Here is a 22,392-nt window from a genome sequence, read left to right on the forward strand (position 1 = left end):
GATTGTCCAGCTGCGGCGGCTAGGGGCTCGAGGTCATAAGTCAGCCTGTTGCGGGGACAAAGGGCAGTCCCCTCCGCTTTTCGATGTTTAAACCGTATTTCTTGCAGGTATAGTAGGTGTAGAGGAGGGTGTTGAGATGGGTCTTTCTGGGAAGCAAATTGAAGAGTTGAAAGCGGATTTGTTGGAGATGAAGGAACGGCTTGAACGTGATGTTGAGACGGAAAATAAAGGTGTAGCGGAAGAATCGACGGAATTGAGTTCATTTGATAATCATCCTGCTGATACAGGTTCTGAGCTCTACCGACGTGAGCGTGAGCAAGCGGAGCTGGAGACGGTAGAGGGCGAGCTTGAGCAGATAAATGAAGCGTTAGAAAGAATTGAAGAAGGCACGTATGGAAAGTGCGTTGAGACAGGTGAGGATATTTCATTTGAACGGTTGAAGGCGATTCCGTATGCAAAACGAACAATTGAAGCACAGGAGCGTGCTGAGCAATCGCAAGTACGGGCTGATGAAAGCCCCGGGCGCGGAGCAAGCAGTCGCTTCGAGGACCCAGATGAGCATGTGGAAGATTCTCGCATGCGCACCTTTGAAAACATACGTGATGAGCACCAGAGTGATCATAAATATGAAGATTAATAGAAAGAGGCGCCGGTTAATGGCGCCTCTTTTGTATGTGACATCATGCTTTTTGTTTATCGAAATAGGCAATGGCCGATGGAATGTCCATAAAGCATGGGACGTATGCGAAGTGAAGATTGTTTTTCACAAATGGGGCGGCGACTTCGGGCTTTAAGCCAATAATAACAGGTTTGACGCCTAATAAGCTTAACACTTTAATAAGGTTGTCAAGCAGTAAGGAGAACTCAGCATCAACTGCGCCGATATTGTGCATTTGAATTGCTAGAAAATTGACGTTAAATTTTACACACTCATCAGGCACCTTGTTAATCAAGATATCTTTCTGGGCGTCCATGAATAGGGGGTGGAGTGAGAGGAGGGCAAAATCGTTTGTTATCGGCACTAAGTTTGCCGTCATTTCCTCAATCCGTTGTTCATGCTGGACTTTACGGTGGGCGATATGGGTAATGTCTTCGAAATGCCCCATTATCGTTGTGCTTTCTTCTGTTTCAATAAACTTCGTATAAGCTGTTAAGATGAGTTCGTCAGATAGATAGATTTCTTCTACTTCATGCCCTTTGCCAAGACGAATCGTGTCGTTCATAATTTTTAAGTGTTCTTGAAGGGAAACCTGCAAGTGTGGAATCCACTTTCCGAGCACATCATCACGTGACACATTAAACATTTTCTCGTATGCTTTATTTATATATTGAACTTCAGAATTGAGATCCACAATCATAATACCTTCATTTAACTCTTCAAGTGCTGTTTTAAGCATGCTCTTCACTCCTTTCAATTATTGAAACTATTTGAAAAATTATGTAAGTTTTTTGCGTTCTTTTTATTCTATCATATTTTGTTCAAAATAAAAAAGAGAGTGAATCCTTCTAATTAAGGGATGTTTTTCATAGGGGCACTTTCACCCACTACCCTATATGGATCTGTCTAAGGTTAAATAAGATCGGTTTCCAATGGTGTGAAGGCGGATAGGATAGTTGAAAAATGCACTTAAACTCTCTTCTGTTAATAGCTTCTCACGTTCACCAGCCGCAAATACTGCGCCGTCTCGGATGCAAAGTACGCGGTTAAAAAGAGGTAAAATCTCATCGGTGTGGTGTGTGACATAAATAATTGATGGAGCATTTTCTCGTTTTGCCAGCTTGTCAACAGTGCCAAGCAGTTGTTCTTTTGCGAAAATGTCGAGTCCTGTACATGGTTCATCCAAAATGAGAATCTTTGGCTCAGCCATCAGTGCTCGTCCAATTAAGATGCGCTGTTTTTCCCCTTGTGATAAAGAGGAATAAGGCCGGTTGATGAACGAGTCGCAGCCAAGTTCCGTCATAATAGCCAGCGCTTTGTCGATTTGTGATTGGGAAACCTCTTCATATAGACCAAACGATGCGAATGCTCCGCTTAGAATGATATTTTCAGCATAATCATCTTCGTATAGCCGTTCTGTTAAGGAAGAACTAACCCAGCCAATCGATTTGCGCAGCTCGCCAAGTGGATAGGTACCAAAGGTTTTGCCAAGCACTTGAACTGTGCCGCTTGTCGGCCATGTATAACCGTTTATCATATTTAACAACATTGTCTTGCCAGAACCGTTCAAGCCGAGAATAGCCCAATGTTCTCCTTGTTTCACCTTCCAGCTAACATCATTCAACAGCGTTTTGCCATCTTTGCGGATCGTTGCGTGCTCAATTGAGAGTATTTCCATCGTCATTCCTCCCTATTTTTTCTAATAGTATAGCAGAATATGAGACGAAAAAAAGACAGAACGGCATGGACCATTCTGTCTTTTATGTTGACTTTAGACTGTAATGCGTTTGGTGTGAAAGGTTTTGATTTGGTTTCGGCCGTTTTGTTTTGCTTTGTAGAGGGCTTTGTCTGCTTGTTCGATTAAGTGCTCTGGTGTGATTGGCTCGCTCGCTGATGTTGTGACTCCGACGCTGATCGTGACGACATCGCTGATACTTGAGCCTTTGTGTTCAATATGCAGTTCCTCGACACGTTGGCGTAGCTTGTTGGCGACGATGTTCGCTCCTTCTTCAGCTGTTTGTGGCAGGATAATTGCAAACTCTTCGCCGCCATAGCGTGCTGCAAGGTCATATGGGTGATTGACCACTTCTTTCATTAACTTAGCGATCGATTGGAGGCAGATGTCGCCGCCTTGATGCCCATATGTGTCGTTATACGCCTTGAAATGATCGATATCAAATAAAATGAGTGAAAGAGGGGTAGCATCTTTGTATGCACGCTGACACTCTTCTTCAAGCTTCTCATCAAAGTATCGTCGATTTGCGAGATCAGTTAAGCCATCCACGTGTGAAAGATATCTTAAGCGATGTACGTGCTTCTTTCGTTCAGTAATATCGGTTCGAATGGCTACATATTGGTAGGGCACGCCTTCATTATTAAGAAAAGGGACAATTGTCGTATCAAAACAATACGATTGACCGTTTCGAGCCGTATTCCTAATCTCACCTTTCCAAACTGCCCCATTTGAAATTGTTTCCCATAAATGTTTGAAAAACTCTTTTGGATGATGTCCGCTGTTAGTAATGCTGTGCGATTTGCCAATTAGTTCATCTTTCTTGTAACCGGTAATTTCACAGAACCGTTCATTTGCATAAGTTATTTTTCCTTGGCTGTCAGCGATGGAAACGATTGATGACTCATCAAGCGCAAGCTTCAAGTCTTTTAGCTCATTTAATGTTTTCAACAGCTGTTCTTCCATTGTTTTTCGTTTCGTAATGTCACGAGAAGCAACGACAATGCTGTGCACTTCACCATTCTCTTCAATAATTGGCGTACCGCGCATATCAATGTGAATCCAATGTCCATCCGCGTGTTTCCATCGGTATTCCGTTTCCAGGGTGCTTTTGTTATTCATCACTTGCCGAAACGTTTCTCTTACGCGCTGCAGGTCATCAGGGTGGATATACTTGTGAGGATAAGACCCGATATAATCATCTACATCAATATTCAATACAGTCTGGTGTGAGGGAGAGGCATAGAGAATTAATCCACGTCTATCAAGCACTGAGACAAGGTCAGACATATTTTCTGTAATTAATCGATATTTCTCTTCACTTTCTTGAACTTGCTGGAACAGTCGGTTTGTACTCATTAAATAGCGAATTAAATAAATGACCCATAGTGCACTCAAAATAGAAATACCCCACATTAAGACGAGAACCGTTGTTAATGCTTGTATTTCTGGGATAAGGGTGATGGCGATTACCGAAATGGATAAGAGACAATAAAGGTTCATATATTTCCACTTATGTTTTGTGACATATTGAGAAATAAGACCTGTCCCGACTGCCATATTAATCGCATTCACAGCACCAAGTACAGATGATAAGTTCAAGCCGTTAATAGAAATAATCCGATTCACCGCAATAATCAGCCCTGTTGTAACCGCAGCGGGTAAGCCGCCAAAGAATGCACTGACGACAATCGCCAAATGCCGTAAATCAACAAGCGTTTCCCCGCCAATATTAAATCCGAAGAATAGAATCAACGTACCAATTACGCCGTGCACGACACCGATGATAAGCTTTCCTTTAAACGTTAATGAAGGAAATTCTCGATAGATATTCGTTTCTCGCAACGAATGTCCGATCAAAAAAATAACCGATGTAAAAAGAGCCAAATTGATAATTAAGTCTCGTAAAATGCCTGCAAACATCTTTACACATCCATTTCAAATAATCCGTTCAACTTTCAGTAGAAGGTCGCCTTTTAAGACAAAAAAAACCAACCACATTATACGTGATTGTACCTAATACATATTGTTTTCGCTGATTCTATCGCTGTAGTTTATTTACAATTATTATAATATAGAAGCTTATACTTGTACATATGGTGAGCGATTTATTGCTTTTAAGTTTATCAAATGAAAAGCTATTCATCTAAGCCTTCCAATAGTACAATGATTTGTATTGAAGAGGGAGGACGGTGTTAGGTGTGAACAAACATATTAAAAAGATTGTGTTAATTATCGTTGGATCAATTGTTTTTTCAATAGGGATTAATTATTTTGCTATTCCAAATCAGTTATCAGAAGGTGGCGTAATCGGCATCACGGTTGTGCTCCACTACTTGTTTCAGTGGTCGCCAGGACTGGTTAGCTTTATCTTAAATATTATTTTGCTAGGTGTTGGGTATAAGTTTCTCGAGCGGCAAATGATTTTCTATACGATCTTTGGAGTGATCGCTTCGTCATTCAGCCTTTGGTTAACTGAAGACCTTGGGACTCCAATTCAGACAGAGTCGTTGTTAGCTCCGATTTATGCAGGGTTGTTTGTCGGGACGGGGCTTGGTGTTATTTTTCGAGCAGGGGCAACGTCAGGCGGAACGCAAATCCTAGCGATGATGATGAACAAATACTTTGATTGGAGCATCGCGAAAGGGATCTTAATCTTTGATTTAATCGTTATCGGTGGCTCTGTTTTTGTCATTGGGCAGGAGAAGGCGCTGTTAACATTGATCGCAGTGTATGTCGGTGCGAGAGCCATTGATTTTATCGTGGATGGTCTGAATATAAAGAAGGCTGTCACGATTATTTCGAACGACCCTGAGCATGTGCTTGAGCAGATTAACGATCGGATGAATAGAGGGGTTACCGTTCTGCAAGGCCACGGGGGTTATACGAAGCATAATAAAAAAGTCCTTTATGCTGTTGTTGACAAGCAGGAAGCTGTGAAGCTGCACCGCATTGTCGACCAGGTGGACCCGAATGCATTTATCGTCACGCATGATGTTCGCAGTGCTTTTGGTGGAGGTTTTAAATAGGTGATCTGATCAATTTAAGGAAAAAAACAGTATTCTACTAATTTCGACAAATTTCTTAGGTCTTAAGTGTTACATTAGGATTGGCTTTTCTAGGAAAGTGAAAGAGAAGTTTCTATCTGATGACGAAATGGTGGGGTATACATCGATGAATTTTTATTTATTACTATCTGTTTCACTTATTCCCTTCATTTTAGGGGTGTCGATTTATTTAAATGAAAAAAATAAATTCTCACATACAATCTTTTTGCTGTTGATGTTAATTAGTTTCTGGCAAGTGGATGTATCGGTTCTTTTCGGAGCTCCTCAACTATCGAAAGAGGCGATTGAAATTCTGTTCCGGTTCTTCCGTTTCGGCTTAATCTTTATTATGCCACTCCTCTATTATTTGACTGTGGTTGTCATTGAAGAACATCAAGAAAAAGGAGGGCTCTTTCCAAAGCTCTATAATCGAAAAGGGTTAGTTGCCTTTATCGGCTATAGTGTGGTCGTTTACCTTGTTGCCTGGACGAGAAAAGGAATTGAGTACTTCGTTATTTTATCAGACAATCATGGAATCGGGGATTATTACTATCCAGTTTACGGGGAATGGTCGTTGTTTTTTTCATTAAATACGTATTTGATTTTTCTCCATATGATTGTGTTGTTATTGATGGCGTTTAAAGTAAAAGATACGCACACACGGTCATTCTTTCTGCAAATTTTCTTCGCGTTATTTATCGTGTACATAATCGGAGTCGTTAGTTTGTTTAAGTCACTTCCATTGCCTTTGACTACCTTTAATTCCATTATCATCACGGTTATAGTCACAACCGCTTATTTCCGTTTGCATACACAAAAAATCAAAGCAATGAATGAAAAACTACTGCAACAACAATATTTTTTAAAGAAAATCATTGACCTAAATCCAAACTATATTTTTGTAAAAGATGAGTATGGCCGTTTTGTGTTAGGCAATAAATCATTAACAGAATTTTATCGGGTGGAGGAAGCGCAGCTGAATGGCGCTACAGAAGCTGCTTTCACTGGAGATGAAACAGAGCTAAGCAGGCATATACAAGATGACGACCTCGTTAGGAAAAGCGGAAGCGAGCTTATTAACGAAGAAGACACGTTATCAAACAAATGGGGCGAAACAACAGCAGTCGAAACGGTGAAGATCCCATTACTTCAGCAAAACCAACAATATCACGTTCTCTGTGTTGCCCATGATCTTACGCAGCGCAAGGAAAGTGAGAAATTATTAGTGCGCTCAGAAAAGCTGAACATTGTCGGCGAATTGGCCGCAGGTGTTGCGCATGAAATTCGCAACCCATTGACGTCATTAAAAGGGTTTGTTCAGCTGATGAACAAAGAGATGACAGGGAAGTACAAGGGCTATTTAGGCTTGATGTACGATGAGCTTGAACGGATTAATTATGTTGTCGGCGAATTGCTTGCGATTTCTAAGCCATTGGACATGCCCCGCGAAACAGCAAAGATCTCAGCAATTTTGTGTGATGTGAAAGCATTATTAGATACGAAGGCGATTATGAATAACGTTGATATTCATTTGAACAAGAGTCAGAATCCAAGTGCGATCTTTGTAAACAAAAATCAAATCAAGCAAGTGTTTATTAATATCATTAAAAATGCAATTGAAGCGATGCCAGCCGGCGGTATGATTCGCATCCATATCGAAGAGAAAAAGAAAAAGCTGTATGTGAAGGTAGAAGACACTGGCCGCGGTATCTCCCCTGAACGGATGAAAACCCTTGGCGAACCATTCTATACAACGAAGGAAAAAGGAACAGGCCTCGGCTTAATGATGTCCTACAAAATTATCCGTGAGCATAACGGAAATATCGAATTTGAAAGTGAAGTCGGTGTTGGAACAACTGTCACGGTTACGATACCGATTATAGAAAGTGTGAAAACCCCTTAATCTAGATGTAGAGGGGTTTTTTGAATAGCAGAGGATGAATGAGTCATCATATAGAAGAAGGGTGTGATGACGAATGACAGTATCTGAGCTATTAATTCGCGTAACTATTGCCTTTTTTGTGTTATTTATTTTAACAAGAATCATGGGACGAAAAGAACTCAGCCAAATGACATTCTTTAATTGGGTGTCGGCTATTTCAATTGGTTCGATCACCGCCGCGCTTGCGACAAATGCGAACTTTAGTATTCGTAACGGCGTGATTACACTAGTTGCCTGGTCTATCTTTACGATCGGAATGGGCTATTTGAATCTGACTTCAAAGCCGCTTCGGAAAGTAACGACAGGACAGCCTGCCATCTTAATTAAAAATGGCAAGGTGATGGAGAATGAGCTCCGCTCGGTTCGTTTGGATATGGATTCTCTCAGTGCGATGCTTAGACAAAAGAATGTTTTTCAACTAACAGATGCTGAGCTGGCTGTCTTAGAAACAAACGGAAAGCTTTCAGTGAAGAAAATGACAAACAAGCAATCCGTCACAAAGGGAGATATGAACCTTTTGAACACCCCAACTGCAGTCCCTGCTGGAACGGCAGTGATTTCAGACGGGGCTGTGAATATGACGAATCTTGAAAAATTAAACCTTGATCAAGCATGGCTGAATCAACAGCTGCAGCAGGCTGGTGTAACAGCACTTTCAGATGTGTTCTACGGCGAGGTGCAACAGGACGGAACGCTGTACGTTGATATGAAGAATGACGAAGCAGAGCTTTCATAAATAAAACGGGTAAGTTCTTTTATTGAAAAGAACTTACCCGCTTTTTCTTAGCTACGTTTTTCCAGCTTTTCATATAATCCAGTTCGTCTGTCAGTGAAAATCGGAATCTTCTTGCGGACTTTCTTCACTTCATCGATATCGATCTCCGCGCTAATTGCTTCATCTTGTTCATTTCCTTCCGCAAGGACATCCCCCCACGGGTCGATGATAACTGAGTGGCCGGCAAATGTATTGTTCGGGTCATCCCCAATCCGGTTGCACGCAACAATGTAGCACTGGTTTTCAATCGCTCGTGCGCGTAATAGGGCGCGCCAATGGTCAACACGTGCAAGCGGCCATTCCGCGACAACGAAGATCACTTCCGCACCCTTAGCAGCGTGGGCGCGAACCCATTCAGGAAAGCGGATGTCATAGCAAATCAACCCAGCACATGTCACACCGTCCAATGTAAATAACCCGTCTGCTTCACCGCTGATTAAATGATGATGCTCATCCATCAGCTTAAAGAGGTGGCCTTTTGAATACTCAAGAATCTCATCACCACTTTTATCGTAAGCGTAGAGGGTATTTGTCACCCCATTTTCACGGATAACTGCTGTTGAACCTGCGATTAGATGCTTGTTGATTTCGCTTGCTGTTTCACTCATCGTTTTGCGGAATGTTTGCCCGTCACGGTCGCCAATTTCCTCAAGGCGTGTTAAGTCATAGCCTGTCGTCCACAGCTCAGGCAGAACGAGCACATCCGCATTATTTTTATATTTATGAATGAAGTCATTTGCTGTTTTGAAATTTTCCTCCGGCTTTCCGAAGGCGATGTCCATTTGTAGACATGTAATTTTCCATTTCATAAAACATACCCCTTTCACAAAATTTCGACTTTACAAACTACTTTCAACGATATATGATGTGTACCAACATTGGCAAGAATCTTTTATCAAAGGAGCAAAAGAGATGAATCGATTTACTCAAGCAGACCGGATGAATCGGCTTCCGAGACAGTTCTTTGCAGACTTAGCGAAGAAAGCGTTCAAAGCGAAGGGAAGCGGTGTGGATTTGATCAACCTTGGACAAGGAAATCCTGACCAGCCGACACCTCCGCATATTGTCCGCAAGCTGCAGGAAGCCGCTGACAATCCAATTAATCATAAGTATCCACCATTTCACGGGTACGGTTATGTGAAAGAAGCTGTCGCAGACTTCTATCAGCGTCAGTACAATGTAAAGATTGACCCAAACAAAGAGGTCGCCCTGTTGTTTGGTGGAAAAGGCGGGCTTGTCGAGCTTCCGCAAATCTATACACAACGCGGGGATGTTGTGCTTGTGCCTGACCCTGGCTATCCAGACTATTGGAGCGGCATTGCCTTAAGTGGCTCAGAAATGGTCATGATGCCGTTAATCGAGGAAAATGACTTTCTTCCAGATTACAGTCAACTTAAATCCGAGGATATTGAAAGAGCAAAGATGATGTTCTTAAATTACCCGAACAACCCAACAGGTGGAGCGGCTGATCAAGCCTTTTTTGATGAAACAGTTCAGTTTGCTAAGAAGAACGATATCTTTGTCGTTCATGACTTTGCCTATGGAGCAGTTGGGTTTGACGGGGTGACACCACGGAGCTTCCTGCAATCAGAAGGAGCGAAGGACGTTGGAATTGAAATCTACACCATGTCGAAATCCTTCAATATGGCCGGCTGGCGAATCGCCTTTGCGGTTGGGAATGAAGAAGTGATTGACGCGATTAATACATACCAAGATCATATGTACTGCAGCATTTTCGGTGCGATTCAAGAAGCGGCCACAGTTGCCTTTCAATATGCAGAAGAAAGCATTCCTGAGTTGAATGCACTCTATGAACGCCGCCATAAGACGTGGATGAAGGCGCTGCATGACATCGGCTGGAACGCAAAGCCGTCGAAAGGATCATTTTTCACATGGCTCCCAGTGCCCGAAGGAATCAGTTCCAACGCGTTTGCTGAAGAGCTATTAGAAAAAGTCGGTGTCTCAACTGCCCCGGGAATTGGGTTTGGCGAACACGGCGAAGGTTACTTGCGTGCGGCATTATTGGTAGAGGAAGCACGTTTAGAAGAAGCAGCAGAAAGGTTTGCGACACTGCCTTATTTTAAAAAATAGCAGAAAACCGCTTCTAACGTTGAAGCGGTTTTCTGCTGTCTAATAAAGCGAAAAAGGACCGCGAATTTTCTCATTATATTGACTAATTTTGCTAGTTGAACTTCTTTTATTGCTATTGTATGTGAAGCATTTCACAACTATAATACAGGTGAATGACAGAGTTATTGCCATTCCACACTACATTCTAGGAGGAATTGGATATGCTTACTTTATTAAAACGTCATTATCATAAGAAGTTAGCTTGCCGGGAACTAAATGCAGAAGAGTTCAATCGTTTAGAAGCAAAACATACAGTTATCAATGACTTTTACAAAAAATACAATTTGCCATTATAAATAAAAACATACATGCAGCAAGACGGCTATCGACAATCGGTAGTCGTTTTTTTTATTTTGTTTGCGCCTTTTTGTAGACAAGTTTGTATCTATAAGGTGAAGGAGGTGAAAGGCATGGCACAAGAATTTATCTTAGGTTCACGCCTCACCGTGACATATGATGCAGGCATTGATGGTGAAGGGAACCCGATTGAGAAATCAAAAACGTACAGCAACGTGAAAGAGACGGCAACAGCTGAAGCGTTAGTTGCCGTTTCCCAGGCGTTAGACAGCTTGACGCAGTACAACATGATCCAAATCGAACGCCAGAACACGTACGAGCTTGCGGAATAATGACGAAGCTACGTTCAAGCTTCCAACATAGAAGGGAGGGGAAAAGATGAAGCGACTTGAAATGAAGTTTGTCACACAATCCGGCTCAACTGCAACTGTTTCAGTTGACGTGCCAGTAGAACCGCTAGACCCAGCTGTAGTAGACGCCGCCATGAACCAAATCCTAACCCAAAACATCTTCACAACATCAGGCGGAGACTTCACAGCAAAAAAAGAAGCCCGAATCGTCCAACGCACAATAACACCAATCACACTGCCATAAGAAAAGCGGAGAAAGCCCGCTTAAACCGATCGGCTGGTGGAACTCCTGACATAGAAAGCCGCTTTTTGCTTTCGGAGGAAGGAGTGAAGCAGTCCGACGGTTTGGCTTTCGCAGCTAGACATCTTCGAAAAGCGGAGGCGCTTTGCTCAGGGGCGACAAGCATAAGACAGAATGTGGAGGGGACCGTTCTTTGTCCCCGCAACAGGCTGGCTTATGACCTCGAGCCCCTAAGCGCCGGAGCTGGACACCCCGAAAAGCGGAAGGCGCCCGCTTATCAGCGACAAGCACAAGACAAGCGCTGGCGAAGGCGCTTTTTGCCTTCAGAAGTGATTGGCTTGTGACCTCGAGCTGATGGCGCCTGCAGCTGGACATCAAAGGAGCGCTGGCTAAGAACGTCACGTCCTGTGACAACGCCTGCACTAGCACGTCCTGTGCGTCGAAAGCGCAGGCGGCTCGCCGCTTAGAAACCTTGTTTGCTGGAGCCTTTACACATAAACTGCCGTCCGTACTAACGGGCGGCTTTCCTTATACAAAGGAGGGGAGAACATGGAGCTGCAGACACTAATGCCATTCGTGCAGGAAGTAGCGTTTCCGATTGTCGTCACACTTTACCTGCTGCACCGGATTGAAGGGAAGCTGGATAAGCTCAACAATTCTGTAACAGAACTTCCGCAACGAATGCATTCATCTTCTGATGTCGAAAAACAACGGATTGTCTAACAACAAAACGCCGCTTTACCCGAGAGAAATTGGGTAGAGCGGCGTTTTTTATGCATTTTGATGGTAGTGTTCAATTGTATTTGGCTTTCCGAAAAAGAAGCCTTGCACATATTCCACACCTAAATCTGTAGCGGTGTTCAAATCCTGTTCGGTTTCAATGCCTTCTAAGATTAGTTTTGAATGGTTCTGGCAGTAATCTACGAAGAAAGAAACAATCTTTTGCTTTTTCGTTGAGTCAGCTAAATGCTTCGAAAAGAATCGGTCAATCTTAACGTAATCAGGCGCTAGTTCAATTAATTTATGTAGTGAAGCTTGGCCTGTACCGACATCATCAAGTGCAAATGGAATATTTCGCTTTCGAAGCTCATTGATTCGATCGTTGAATTCGCTTGATTTCCATGCTTCATGATCATCGTTTGATTCGTTAATTTCAAGCACAATTTGTGTGCAAATTTTATGATATTGCTCATCTAATGATTCAAGTAAGTCAAAAAATGAGTTTTGCAGCAAGCTTGATGGAAACACATTTAAGAAAACATGGTTTTTGATATAGGCGTGGCATACGGAAACAGCTTTTTCAATTGAAGTTGTATCCAGAGAATAAAGCTGATTATGACGCCTGGCATTATCAAACAGCTGCAAGGGGTTGCTGCAAGATGCACTACGCAAAAACGCTTCGTATGCGTAATGAGTTTTATCAACAGTATGAATAATCGGCTGAAATAAATGATGCAAATGTAGTTGGTCAATATTCAGGCGGTTCGGCATAAATGAGTCTCCCCTTAAGCAAAAATAAAATTATATTCGAATTGTATGTGGGGTGTTGCTCGATTTTTAATTAGGACTAATGTCTTATTTTTATTAGTATAGCATGGTTATGACAACGATTTCATCAAATTTATGTAAATTTTGCAATTTGTATGCGCCTTTTCACTTGTTTCTTCTTATATATAGGTTGAGTAAAAATGAAAGGGCGTTGAAACAAATGGCGAAATTACTTGCAAATGCGGATATAGCTGCATATAAAAGGTTGTCGAAATTTACAACTGTAAATGAATTTAATGAAACGATTCGTCATCAGCTTTATTACATAAAGAATCACTTAACGAAAGCAGATATCGCTGTGTTAAATGTTTTAAAGCGGCATGCGGTTAAAATAATCGGTGTGTGCTTTCTAAAGCTTGATACACTGGCAGCACTTGCAGACGTGTCACGAAGTAGTGCTGAGCGCGCCGTACGAAAGTTAGAAAAGCTGCATGTGCTAGAACGGAAAGCAACACACCGGGTGAACGGGGAATATAAAGGCGGGCGTGGGCATAATGTCTATTGTTTTCTTAGCATTGACGGGTCGGTTGACGCAGGGGTTTTGACGGATGGAAAAGAGCTTTCAAACCGTTGCGCCGCTAAGGAAAAGGCGCCAAAGAATAAGGTGGAAACAGCACCTTGTCAAACAAAGCCTTCTAAAGAAAAAACATTAAGATCGTTCGATCAACTCGATGAACTGAACGAACATTTTACACCATCATTTGTTCCAACTGATTTTAAAGAAACAGCCGCACCATTTTTCCGCAGTGCAAACAAGATTGTCGATCTCTGGTCACGTGCTGAATGGGCTCATCGAAGAAGTAAGCTTGATTGGCCGCTTGAAGAAATGAGTGTGATTGTATGCGATGTTTTCCGGCAAACTGTTTTCGCAAAAAAGCGCGGTTGGATTAAAAAGAGCTTTAAAGGCTACTTCTACCACTTGCTGGAACAGGAGTTTGCGGTATGGAGACGAAGGGAAGTTGTTCAGGCGCATCCGATGTATAATTGGCTAGAATCATAGGGAAAGCCAGCACAGAAGCTGACCTCCACTTATCCTTTTTTCATTTTTGCTGCTAGACGGTTTCCTAGTGACTGCAGGCTTTGTACTAATATTATGAGCAAAATCACGGTTACATACATTACATCCGCTTCATAACGGAGATGACCGAAGCGATATGCTAAGTCGCCGAGCCCGCCGGCACCGACTAGTCCAGCCATGGCAGTCGCGCCGATTAAGCCAATAACGGCAATCGTCAAACCGAGTATAATCGATGGACGAGATTCCTTCACCATCACATGCCAAATAATATCCTTTGTGCTGATGCCCATCGCTTCATACGCTTCAATTACCCCCTGGTCCACTTCAAGCAAGGCACTTTCCATCAAGCGGGCAATATACGGTGCCGTGTAGACGACAAGCGGGACAATAACCCCTTTTACACCAATTGTTGTCCCGACAATTAATTTTGTGAAAGGTAAAATGAAGAATAAGAGAATGATAAATGGGACTGAGCGAATGACATTGATTGTAATGTTTAAAATCGTGTACAGGTACTTGTTATCTAGTGCTTTTCCTGGACGTGATAATACAAGCAGCACACCGAGCGGAAGACCGATTATAATAGAGATAATTAGCGAAATAGAGACCATTTGAAATGTTTGAATAGCAGCTTCCCAAATAGAGTCACCCCATTGCTCAAGAAACACGCTTGCTTTGTTTGTCATTTGGCTTCACCTCACTTACTGAAACTTGATTTTCATTCAGCCAGTCAATTGCCCGTTTTGTTTCGTCAGTCGTACCTTGCAAATGAACGAGTAATTGTCCGTATGGCTCATGCTTTAATTGTAAAATGCTTCCACCGATGATGTTCGGATAGATGTTGAACTTTTTGCTTATTACAGCAAGCGCAGGTTCGCCAGATGACGTGCCGACGAATGAAAGCTGTACGATTGGACCATCTTTTTCAAGCTGTTGCAGCAGTTCAGTTGGGATTTGATGATCAAAAGCACTGTTAACAAACTTTTGTGTTGTGTGATGCACAGGCTTGCTGAAAGTATCAACGACAGAACCTGATTCGATCACTTCGCCATTTTCCATCACGGCAACACGGTCACAAATGCGCTGAATGACATTCATTTCGTGGGTAATCAGCAAAATCGTAATACCGAGCTCACGATTAATTTTTAACAGCAACTCCAAAATCGCTTCCGTTGTGTCGGGGTCAAGTGCACTTGTTGCTTCATCACTTAACAGTACGTCTGGTTCATGGGCAAGAGCTCTTGCGATCGCGACCCGCTGCTTTTGTCCACCAGAAAGCTGTGCAGGATAAGCTGACTTTCGGTCTTGTAATCCGACAATGCTTAAATATTTATTCACCCGTGTGTCAATTTCTGCTTTCGGCAAACCAGTCAGCTTTAGCGGAATCGCAATGTTATCGTAGACTGTTACCGTTTTAAGCAAATTAAAGTGTTGAAAAATCATGCCGATTTTGCGGCGGGCATGCTTAAGTTTTTTTGGTGATACCGCACTTAATTCCTCATCATTAACGAAAACCTGTCCGCTTGTTGGGCGTTCGAGCAGATTCACACAACGAATCAGCGTGCTTTTGCCTGCCCCGCTGTAGCCGATGACTCCGAAGATTTCACCTTTTTCAACGCGCAAGTTCACATCTTTTAAGGCCTGTACGGCGCCATCTTTCGTTTCAAACGTTTTCGTAACGTTTTTTAATTCAATCATCGTTGTCATCCTTTCCTTTAAGAGTAGGAGCCCGGGGAGGCCGGGCTCTTATCGGGTTGAACTTATTGTTTTAGCGGTTAATGGGTTGTCGCCCCAGGGCGAGCCGCCTCCGCTTTCGACGCACAGGACGTGCTAGTGCAGGCGTTGTCACAGGACGTGACGTACTTAGCCAGCGTTCCTTCGATCTAGCTCCGGCGGCTTGGGGCTCGAGGTCATAAGTCAGCCTGTTGCGGGGACGAAAAGCAGTCCCCTCCACATTCTGCCTTATGCTTGTCGCCCCAGGGCGAGCCGCCTGCGCTTTTCTTACCACCCGGCGATTACTGAGCCTTTGAATTGGGTTTTGATGTGTTGTTTGACTTCGTCGCTTTGGTAGGCTTGGATTAGTTTGTCGATTGCTGGGTCGTTTTTGTTTTCGCTTCGTACGGCGATGACGTTTACCCATGGTGAGTCTTTTGGTTCGATGAAGATTGAATCTTCTGTTGGGACAAAGCCGTGTTCGATTGCAAAGTTTGTGTTAATGGCTGCTGCTTTTAGTTCGCCGAGCTGACGTGGGATTTGGGCGGCTTCAAGCTCGATAAATTCAAGGTTTTTTGGGTTTTCGGCAATGTCTTTCACAGTTGCGGCAACACCGGCATCTTCCTTCAGCTTAATCAAGCCAGCTTGTTCAAAGAGAATGAGTGCACGTGCACCGTTTGTTGGGTCGTTCGGCAGCCCAATTTTGTCGCCTTCTTTGATTTCACTCACATCTTTTACTTTTTCAGAGTAGATGCCCATTGGGAAGTTTACCGTTTTGGCAACAGAGACGATGTCTAAGCCGCGGTCTTTGTTGAATTGGTCCAAGTAAGGCTGGTGCTGGAAGCTGTTTGCGTCTAGTTCACCTTCATCTAAGGCGAGGTTCGGCATCACATATTCATTAAAGACTTGCAGTTCAATTTCAAGCCCTTGCTTCGCTGCGACTTCTTTTACCTTCTCCATCACCTGTTCATGTGGTCCAGCTGTTACGCCGACTTTCAGATGATCTTCATTCAGTGCTTCTGTTTCTCCCTCTGCTTCTTCAGTGCCACATCCACTTGCAAATGCAATGACAAATAATGCGATAAGTCCTAACAATACTTTCTTCATTTTTCATCCTCCTAAAATTTAATTAATTTGATTGGAATAATAAGAATTATAGCTACAAAATGAACGGTTTTCCGAGCCTCCTTGTAAAAAAATTAAAACGCCTCTCTAGTAGATAGAGAGGCGGAAGTAGCGGAAAAACCGTTCGACCTCTCTTATCTTTCAGAACTTAGTTGTTCTGCAGGATTTAGCACCTTTCTTACAAGGTTGTAAGATGGTTGCCGGGCTTCACAGGGCCAGTCCCTCCGCCACTCTGGATAAGAGAATAGTATGAAAATTGTTAAATTGAAGTATAGAGAGAAATATCTGTTACGTCAACACTCTGTGAACGAAAGGTGAAAAAGTGAAATGTTATGACAATTACATGTTATTTTTGTGTCGATTATAAAAATAAAATTTAGAAAAATTGTAAAATAATAAAATTTAATAGGATTTTTTCCTATTAATATCGAATAGAGCATACTACACAGTGGTATGGGAGGGGTTAGGATGATGTCGGATGTAGCGGCTACTAATCAATTGCAGCTAAGCTTTGAGGACTTTCAGCGTTTCTTTAAGCATTCAAATAATTTAATTGGGTTTATAGAAGCAAGTGGAATGATTTATCCATTAAATGCGTGTTGGGAAAGAGTTACTGGTTATGATTTAAGTGAAATACCAGCGAGGAGCTGGCGTGAATTTGTTTGTCCTGATGATCATGAGAGAACAAGAGAAGCAATTAAGCAAGCAATGTCTACTGGGGAAGTACAGTTTGAACATCGGCTAATGGATAAAGATGGAGGGATTCGGTGGATTTCGTGGGACATCTCTTACCTGGAATCTGAAGAGAAAGCATATATGCTTGGGACGGATGTAACAGAGAAGAAAGAGATGGACAAGAACCTCCTGCAAATGAAAGAGTACTATGAGTCGATTATTAATGATGCACAGTTAGCAATTGATGTCGTTTCACTGGACGGGGAGGTGCTTTCCGTAAACCCAGAATTCGAAAGGGTGTATGGGTGGAAGAAAGAAGAGGTAATCGGCCAATATTTGCCAATTATTCCTCGCTCTCGGAGGGCAGAATTTAACTATATTTTTCATAAAATTCACACAAATGAAGTCGTTCAAGGGTTTAAAACTCAGCGCGTCAGGAAAGATGGTCGTCTCATCTCAGTGACATTAACGGTTTCGCCCATTAAAGATAAAAACGGCAAAATCATTGCGATTTGCGGCACGTCAAGGGATATTACCCGCGAAGTCGAGCTAGAAAAGCGTCTTCAGCTTAAGCGGATTAAGTTAGAAGAAGCGAATATGCGCATGACAGATATTCTTGAAAGTATTACGGATGGATTCTGTGTGGTTGATAAACATTTTTGTATTTCATATGTGAATAAGCGCTTGGGGGATTTCGTTGAGAACCATGAAGGTGATATGGTCGGTGAAAAACTTTGTGATTATTTCCCTCAAAGTCATTTGATTAAGTATGAAAATAGGTATCAACAGGCTCTTCAAGAGAAGAAAACAATGCGGTTTCAAGATTATTTTACCAATGTGGATAAGTATGTCATCATTAGCCTGTACCCTACAAATGATGGCTTATTAATCTATGTACAGGATAATACGAGCCAAATAAAGAGCATTCAAGCACTTGAAGAAAGTGAACGTCGTTTCCAGCAAATTACGAATAATATTAGTGAGGTATTTTGGGTTACTACCCCAGACTTGAAAAAATGGAATTACATAAGCCCAGCATTCGAGAAAGTGTTTGAACGCCCAGCGAGTGTGCTTCTTAACAATGAGATTGCATGGGAAGATCTCATCCACCCAGACGATCATGAGATTATCATCAATAATATAGAAAGAATGAAGTATGAAGAAATTGAAATGGAGTATCGGCTAAAGGAATCTGCCGAAGAAGAGAAATGGCTTCGTTCGAAGGGTTTCCCAGTTTTTCGTAATGGAAAGGTTGAATTAATTGTCGGGATTACAGAGGATATAACCGAGCGAAAAGAGCACGACAGCTTAATCGTTAAGTCAGAGAAGTTAACAACTGTTGGTCAATTAGCTGCAGGTGTTGCACATGAAATTCGCAATCCACTTACAGCAATTAAAGGCTTTATACAAATCCTTTCTACTAATCCCCAGGTGCAAAAAGGGTATATTGAGATCATGCTTTCAGAACTCGCCCGTATTGAATTAATTGTCAATGAATTCCTGCTGCTTGCCAAACCACAGCGTGATATCAAGTTCCAACCTTATCCAATCGACCGCATCTTATCAGAAGTTGTTTCATTATTAAGAGCAGAAGCCAACTTGAAAGGCATTGAAATTATTGAAGAATGGCCACGAAGCCTGCCTGAAATTGAATGTGAACCAAACCAATTAAAGCAATGCTTTATTAATTTAATTAAAAATGGGATTGAAGCGATGGAATCAAGTGGAAAGATTACTGTCAAAGGGCGGATATCTGGCTCCATTTTATTACTGGAGGTTATTGATCAAGGTCCTGGTATGCCGAAGGAGCGCCTTGAAAAGCTTGGAGAACCATTCTATTCAACAAAAGAAAAAGGAACAGGACTTGGGTTAATGATTACGATGAAAATGATTCAGCATCATTCTGGACGACTTCAATTTGAAAGTGAGCTTGGTGTCGGGACGAAAGCAACTGTTGCTCTGCCGGTAAATAGCTGAAGGAGGTTTTCTTCAAGCCGTCTCTGTCTTATAATGAAAAATAGTGGACATAAAATTGAATGAACGAATGAGGGATGGCAGTGAATGTGAAGGAAACATTTCGTGAAGTAGAAGCTGTAAGGGAAGAGCTGCTTGCACACCCAGTGTATGAGCAGATGACAAGCGCTGAGCGTGTGAAAGTCTTAATGAAGCATCACGTCTTTGCGGTGTGGGACTTTATGAGTCTATTAAAGCGTTTGCAGCAGGAGCTGACTGTAGTCGCTGTACCATGGGTTCCTGCGCAAAATGCAAATTACGGACGGTTCATTAATGAAATTGTCCTCGGCGAGGAAACCGATGAAGACGGTCAAGGCGGTTACATCAGTCATTATGAGCTTTATTTGAATGCAATGAAAGAAGTCAGCGCTGACACATCGGCAATCGAAACGTACATGGCTTTGTTAAGTGAGGGAGCGAATCCGCTTGAAGTATTAGAGCAGATTGACCTTGCGCCAACAACGAAAGTGTTCGTGAAGGAGAATCTCAGTCTAGCGATGAATGGAAAGAACCATGAGGTTGCTGCATCATTTTTCTACGGTCGGGAAGATTTGATTCCTGATATGTTTGAAAAGCTGATAACTGAGACGATTGCAAAGGACATGTCAGCGGATTGGCTGAATTACTACTTGCGCCGCCATATCGAGCTTGACGGAGATGAACACGGGCCATTAGCAGAGAAGCTTCTCGTTTCTCTTTGTGATACGCCAGAGAAAGAAGCAGAAGCCAAAGCTGCGGCAAAGCGTTCATTAGAGGCCCGTATTTCATTATGGGATGGCGTTGTGGCTGAGATTGAAGCCAAGCGTCTGTAAAACATTCACCCTTCTTCAATTGAGGAAGGGTTTTTCGTATTTTTAATCTGCGAATGGCAGAAAATATGGTGTAAAAGTGGTACATTAGTATTAAATAGTCAGAAAGAGGGGATGAAGATGTCGAAAAAACAAGAGGATAAATACCCAACATTGAAAGGGCTCGAAGACAAGGGCGATTTATACGCGAAAAACAGCCGTGTTGCCGCGAAGAAGAATAAGAAGCGGCGCGGTGGTGGCTTTCTCTTTACAATTGCAGGCTCTTTGTTGCTGGCTTTGCTTGTTGGCGGCGGGATTGCGTTTTTATTAGACAACCAGGGTAATGAAGCGAATGCACCTGCACAGGAAACGGCTGTGGATGAAGAACGGAAGCAAATGACAGAGGAAGCAGAAGGCAATGTAGGTGAGCTTGAGGCTGACGCGGAAGAAGCGAGTGCAGAGACAACGAGCACGGGAGCAGCTTCAGCAAGTGATATGAAGGAGCATACGGTTGCAACAGGCGATACATTGTATGATCTATCCATGCAATATTATGAATCACCGAAGTACCAAGACTTCTTAGCAGACTATAATAACTTAGATAGTCCTGATGATTTAGAGCTTGGCATGGTCCTTAAGGTGCCTTATCCACCGAAGGAAGTGGCGCGTCAAACAGCGGCAGTGAAGAAGACAGAAGCAAAGCAGGAAGAAAAGCCGAAGCAGGATTCAGCAGCTGAACAACCAGCAGAAGCGACAGAAGATAAGAAGGAAGAAGCTCCAGCAGACAGTGAAGAGGGTAAGCCGCAGGAAGCCGTTCCATCAAGCGGTGACGTGCAAATACATACAGTCAAATCAGGTGATAACCTCTATCGTATTTCACTACAGTATTACGATACACCGGCATATCAAAAGTACTTAGCAGAGTACAATAACTTACAAGAAGCGGACAGCCTTGATTTAGGGCAGAAAGTTAAGATTCCGCCGCGTCCAGCAGAAGAGTAAAATTTTCAAGCTGCATAGGGACAGGGGAAATGCAGGATACTATATAGAAGCATTTCTATGACGGAAAGGAAGAGCCATTATGAATCTGAAATCTGGCACACTGCTTTGGGTGAAGCAGTTTCCGAATGCCCCGCAGTATCCTGTTCTTGACCATGATCTGACATGTGATGTTGTCGTAGTTGGAAGCGGCGAATCAGGTGCCCTTGCAGCATGGCACTTATTAGAAAGCGGTTTGGATGTTGTTGTGATTGATAAGCGAAAGATTGGCCAAGGGAGCACGTCAGCGAACACAGGCTTATTGCAGTTTTCGAACGATAAAGGACTGGCAGGCTGTGTGAAAACATTTGGTGAAGCAGACGGGGTTCGTTATTACAAGCTTTGTCAGCAGGCTGTTGATGACTTGGAGAACATTTCAAACCAGCTTGAAATAAATACCGAATACCGTCGCCGTGACAGCTTATATTATGCAAGCAGTGAGGAAGACTTGAAGGCTCTTCAAGAGGAATATAATTTGCTGAACAAGCACGGTTTTCCTGTCACGTTCTTTGAGCAGGGTGACATTGAGGAGCATTTTTCCTTCTCAAAGACAGGCGCTATTTATGCGAAAAATGATGCTGATATTAATCCATACCGCCTCGCTGTGAGCATTATGAATCATGCGGCGAAGGCAGGTGTGCGAATTTATCAAGAAACGACGATGTCGAAGGTGAAAGCGAGTGACAACGGTGTAACGGTGCATACGAAGCAAGGAAATGTCATTCGTGCCAAGCATGCGGTCATTGCCTGTGGGTATGAAACACAGGAGATGAAACGCAATCCTTCGGCGATTATTGAGAGCACCTATGCGGTAACAACACAGCCGCTTGATTCATTTCCAGGCTGGCATAGGCAGTGTTTGATTTGGGAAACGAAGCGGCCGTATTTGTATTTACGCACAACCGCTGATCAGCGCATTCTGCTTGGCGGGATGGATGAGCCTGCAGTGCGGGCGGATGAGCGTGATGCAAAGCTGTTTGGAAAGCGCAATGCTTTGCTTCAAGAAGTACGCAACCTGTTTCCTGAGATGCCTGACTTAGAAGCGGAATATTTCTGGAGTGCGGCATTTGGCAGTACACATGATGGGTACCCGTTCTTTGGAACCCAGCCGGAATTTCCGAATTGCTTCTTTCTGCTTGGTTACGGTGGTAATGGGACGGTCTACAGTACAATCGGTTCGCAAGTGATTCGTGACTTAATTATGAAAGGCTCCAATCCTGATGCACACCTTTTTCAATTCAATAGAGGAAAATATCGGTCAGCACAATGAAGGTAGGAGGCCAGGCTCAGTTCGTTTGAGTT

General features: G+C 42.9%; 22 protein-coding genes and 1 riboswitch. Of the genes, 14 read left to right on the forward strand and 8 right to left on the reverse strand.

What is annotated here, in order from left to right:
* The first annotated feature begins 136 nt into the window (after nucleotides 1-136).
* Nucleotides 137-637: a TraR/DksA C4-type zinc finger protein gene (locus LC040_03340; GenBank protein WLR51958.1), complete on the forward strand. Its 501-nt coding sequence runs from the start codon at nucleotides 137-139 to the stop codon at nucleotides 635-637.
* Between the two features lie 43 nt (nucleotides 638-680).
* On the opposite strand, the gene LC040_03345 is transcribed toward LC040_03340, so the two are convergent.
* The 3 genes from LC040_03345 to LC040_03355 all read right to left on the reverse strand — a co-directional run bounded on the left by LC040_03345 (nucleotide 681) and on the right by LC040_03355 (nucleotide 4,313).
* The gene (locus LC040_03345; GenBank protein WLR51959.1) at nucleotides 681-1,397 is read right to left on the reverse strand and encodes a PAS domain S-box protein; all 717 of its coding nucleotides are present in this window, start codon (nucleotides 1,395-1,397) and stop codon (nucleotides 681-683) included.
* Nucleotides 1,398-1,550: 153 nt separating this feature from the next.
* Nucleotides 1,551-2,336 carry an ABC transporter ATP-binding protein gene (locus LC040_03350; GenBank protein WLR51960.1) on the reverse strand — a complete coding sequence of 262 codons (786 nt, stop codon included), beginning with the start codon at nucleotides 2,334-2,336 and terminating at the stop codon, nucleotides 1,551-1,553.
* Nucleotides 2,337-2,429: 93 nt separating this feature from the next.
* Nucleotides 2,430-4,313 carry a diguanylate cyclase gene (locus LC040_03355; protein WLR51961.1) on the reverse strand — a complete coding sequence of 628 codons (1,884 nt, stop codon included), beginning with the start codon at nucleotides 4,311-4,313 and terminating at the stop codon, nucleotides 2,430-2,432.
* Nucleotides 4,314-4,591: 278 nt separating this feature from the next.
* On the opposite strand from LC040_03355, the gene LC040_03360 reads away from it, so the two are divergent.
* The 3 genes from LC040_03360 to LC040_03370 all read left to right on the forward strand — a co-directional run bounded on the left by LC040_03360 (nucleotide 4,592) and on the right by LC040_03370 (nucleotide 8,115).
* Nucleotides 4,592-5,419 (forward strand): YitT family protein, encoded by an 828-nt coding sequence (locus LC040_03360; protein ID WLR51962.1) that lies wholly within the window; start codon nucleotides 4,592-4,594, stop codon nucleotides 5,417-5,419.
* 145 nt (nucleotides 5,420-5,564) lie between these two features.
* The gene (locus LC040_03365) at nucleotides 5,565-7,340 is read left to right on the forward strand and encodes an ATP-binding protein (GenBank protein ID WLR51963.1); all 1,776 of its coding nucleotides are present in this window, start codon (nucleotides 5,565-5,567) and stop codon (nucleotides 7,338-7,340) included.
* 73 nt (nucleotides 7,341-7,413) lie between these two features.
* The gene (locus tag LC040_03370) at nucleotides 7,414-8,115 is read left to right on the forward strand and encodes a DUF421 domain-containing protein (protein ID WLR51964.1); all 702 of its coding nucleotides are present in this window, start codon (nucleotides 7,414-7,416) and stop codon (nucleotides 8,113-8,115) included.
* Between the two features lie 47 nt (nucleotides 8,116-8,162).
* On the opposite strand, the gene LC040_03375 is transcribed toward LC040_03370, so the two are convergent.
* Entirely contained in the window at nucleotides 8,163-8,963 is an 801-nt protein-coding gene (locus LC040_03375) for a carbon-nitrogen family hydrolase (protein ID WLR51965.1), read from the reverse strand.
* 103 nt (nucleotides 8,964-9,066) lie between these two features.
* Here LC040_03375 and LC040_03380 point away from each other — a divergent pair, with 103 nt between their 5' ends.
* The 5 genes from LC040_03380 (at nucleotide 9,067) to LC040_03400 (ending at nucleotide 11,895) form a co-directional block, all read left to right on the forward strand.
* Nucleotides 9,067-10,245, forward strand: a complete 1,179-nt coding sequence (locus tag LC040_03380) for an aminotransferase class I/II-fold pyridoxal phosphate-dependent enzyme (protein ID WLR51966.1) — start codon at nucleotides 9,067-9,069, stop codon at nucleotides 10,243-10,245.
* A 200-nt stretch (nucleotides 10,246-10,445) separates the two neighbouring features.
* A complete protein-coding gene (locus tag LC040_03385) occupies nucleotides 10,446-10,580 on the forward strand; it encodes a hypothetical protein (protein WLR51967.1) in 135 nt (44 codons plus the stop codon).
* Nucleotides 10,581-10,694: 114 nt separating this feature from the next.
* Nucleotides 10,695-10,913 carry a DUF1659 domain-containing protein gene (locus LC040_03390; GenBank protein ID WLR51968.1) on the forward strand — a complete coding sequence of 73 codons (219 nt, stop codon included), beginning with the start codon at nucleotides 10,695-10,697 and terminating at the stop codon, nucleotides 10,911-10,913.
* Between the two features lie 46 nt (nucleotides 10,914-10,959).
* Nucleotides 10,960-11,175 carry a DUF2922 domain-containing protein gene (locus tag LC040_03395; GenBank protein WLR51969.1) on the forward strand — a complete coding sequence of 72 codons (216 nt, stop codon included), beginning with the start codon at nucleotides 10,960-10,962 and terminating at the stop codon, nucleotides 11,173-11,175.
* Between the two features lie 552 nt (nucleotides 11,176-11,727).
* Entirely contained in the window at nucleotides 11,728-11,895 is a 168-nt protein-coding gene (locus tag LC040_03400) for a YvrJ family protein (protein WLR53180.1), read from the forward strand.
* A 48-nt stretch (nucleotides 11,896-11,943) separates the two neighbouring features.
* On the opposite strand, the gene LC040_03405 is transcribed toward LC040_03400, so the two are convergent.
* The gene (locus tag LC040_03405; protein ID WLR51970.1) at nucleotides 11,944-12,663 is read right to left on the reverse strand and encodes an EAL domain-containing protein; all 720 of its coding nucleotides are present in this window, start codon (nucleotides 12,661-12,663) and stop codon (nucleotides 11,944-11,946) included.
* A 217-nt stretch (nucleotides 12,664-12,880) separates the two neighbouring features.
* Between LC040_03405 and LC040_03410 the strand changes: the two genes are divergently transcribed.
* Nucleotides 12,881-13,720, forward strand: coding sequence for a helix-turn-helix domain-containing protein (locus tag LC040_03410; protein WLR51971.1), 840 nt, complete (start codon nucleotides 12,881-12,883; stop codon nucleotides 13,718-13,720).
* A 29-nt stretch (nucleotides 13,721-13,749) separates the two neighbouring features.
* Here LC040_03410 and LC040_03415 read toward each other — a convergent pair whose 3' ends face one another.
* From LC040_03415 to LC040_03425, 3 genes are all read right to left on the reverse strand, one after another.
* Entirely contained in the window at nucleotides 13,750-14,424 is a 675-nt protein-coding gene (locus tag LC040_03415; protein ID WLR51972.1) for a methionine ABC transporter permease, read from the reverse strand.
* On the reverse strand, nucleotides 14,396-15,436 hold the full coding sequence (locus LC040_03420) for a methionine ABC transporter ATP-binding protein (protein ID WLR51973.1): 1,041 nt from the start codon (nucleotides 15,434-15,436) through the stop codon (nucleotides 14,396-14,398). The genes LC040_03415 and LC040_03420 overlap by 29 nt, the downstream gene beginning before the upstream one ends.
* A 303-nt stretch (nucleotides 15,437-15,739) precedes the next feature.
* Nucleotides 15,740-16,558, reverse strand: a complete 819-nt coding sequence (locus LC040_03425; GenBank protein ID WLR51974.1) for a MetQ/NlpA family ABC transporter substrate-binding protein — start codon at nucleotides 16,556-16,558, stop codon at nucleotides 15,740-15,742.
* Nucleotides 16,559-16,707: 149 nt separating this feature from the next.
* Nucleotides 16,708-16,819, reverse strand: a riboswitch (SAM riboswitch).
* A gap of 225 nt (nucleotides 16,820-17,044) precedes the next feature.
* Here LC040_03425 and LC040_03430 point away from each other — a divergent pair.
* The 4 genes from LC040_03430 to LC040_03445 all read left to right on the forward strand — a co-directional run bounded on the left by LC040_03430 (nucleotide 17,045) and on the right by LC040_03445 (nucleotide 22,360).
* On the forward strand, nucleotides 17,045-19,228 hold the full coding sequence (locus LC040_03430) for a PAS domain S-box protein (GenBank protein WLR51975.1): 2,184 nt from the start codon (nucleotides 17,045-17,047) through the stop codon (nucleotides 19,226-19,228).
* Between the two features lie 80 nt (nucleotides 19,229-19,308).
* Nucleotides 19,309-20,076, forward strand: coding sequence for a DUF3050 domain-containing protein (locus LC040_03435; GenBank protein ID WLR51976.1), 768 nt, complete (start codon nucleotides 19,309-19,311; stop codon nucleotides 20,074-20,076).
* A 117-nt stretch (nucleotides 20,077-20,193) separates the two neighbouring features.
* Nucleotides 20,194-21,054: a LysM peptidoglycan-binding domain-containing protein gene (locus tag LC040_03440; protein ID WLR51977.1), complete on the forward strand. Its 861-nt coding sequence runs from the start codon at nucleotides 20,194-20,196 to the stop codon at nucleotides 21,052-21,054.
* Between the two features lie 79 nt (nucleotides 21,055-21,133).
* The gene (locus tag LC040_03445) at nucleotides 21,134-22,360 is read left to right on the forward strand and encodes an FAD-dependent oxidoreductase (GenBank protein WLR51978.1); all 1,227 of its coding nucleotides are present in this window, start codon (nucleotides 21,134-21,136) and stop codon (nucleotides 22,358-22,360) included.
* The last annotated feature ends 32 nt before the right edge of the window (nucleotides 22,361-22,392 follow it).

Origin of the sequence: Bacillus tianshenii (assembly GCA_020524525.2) — a bacterium.
Taxonomy (GTDB): domain Bacteria; phylum Bacillota; class Bacilli; order Bacillales; family Bacillaceae_N; genus Bacillus_AV.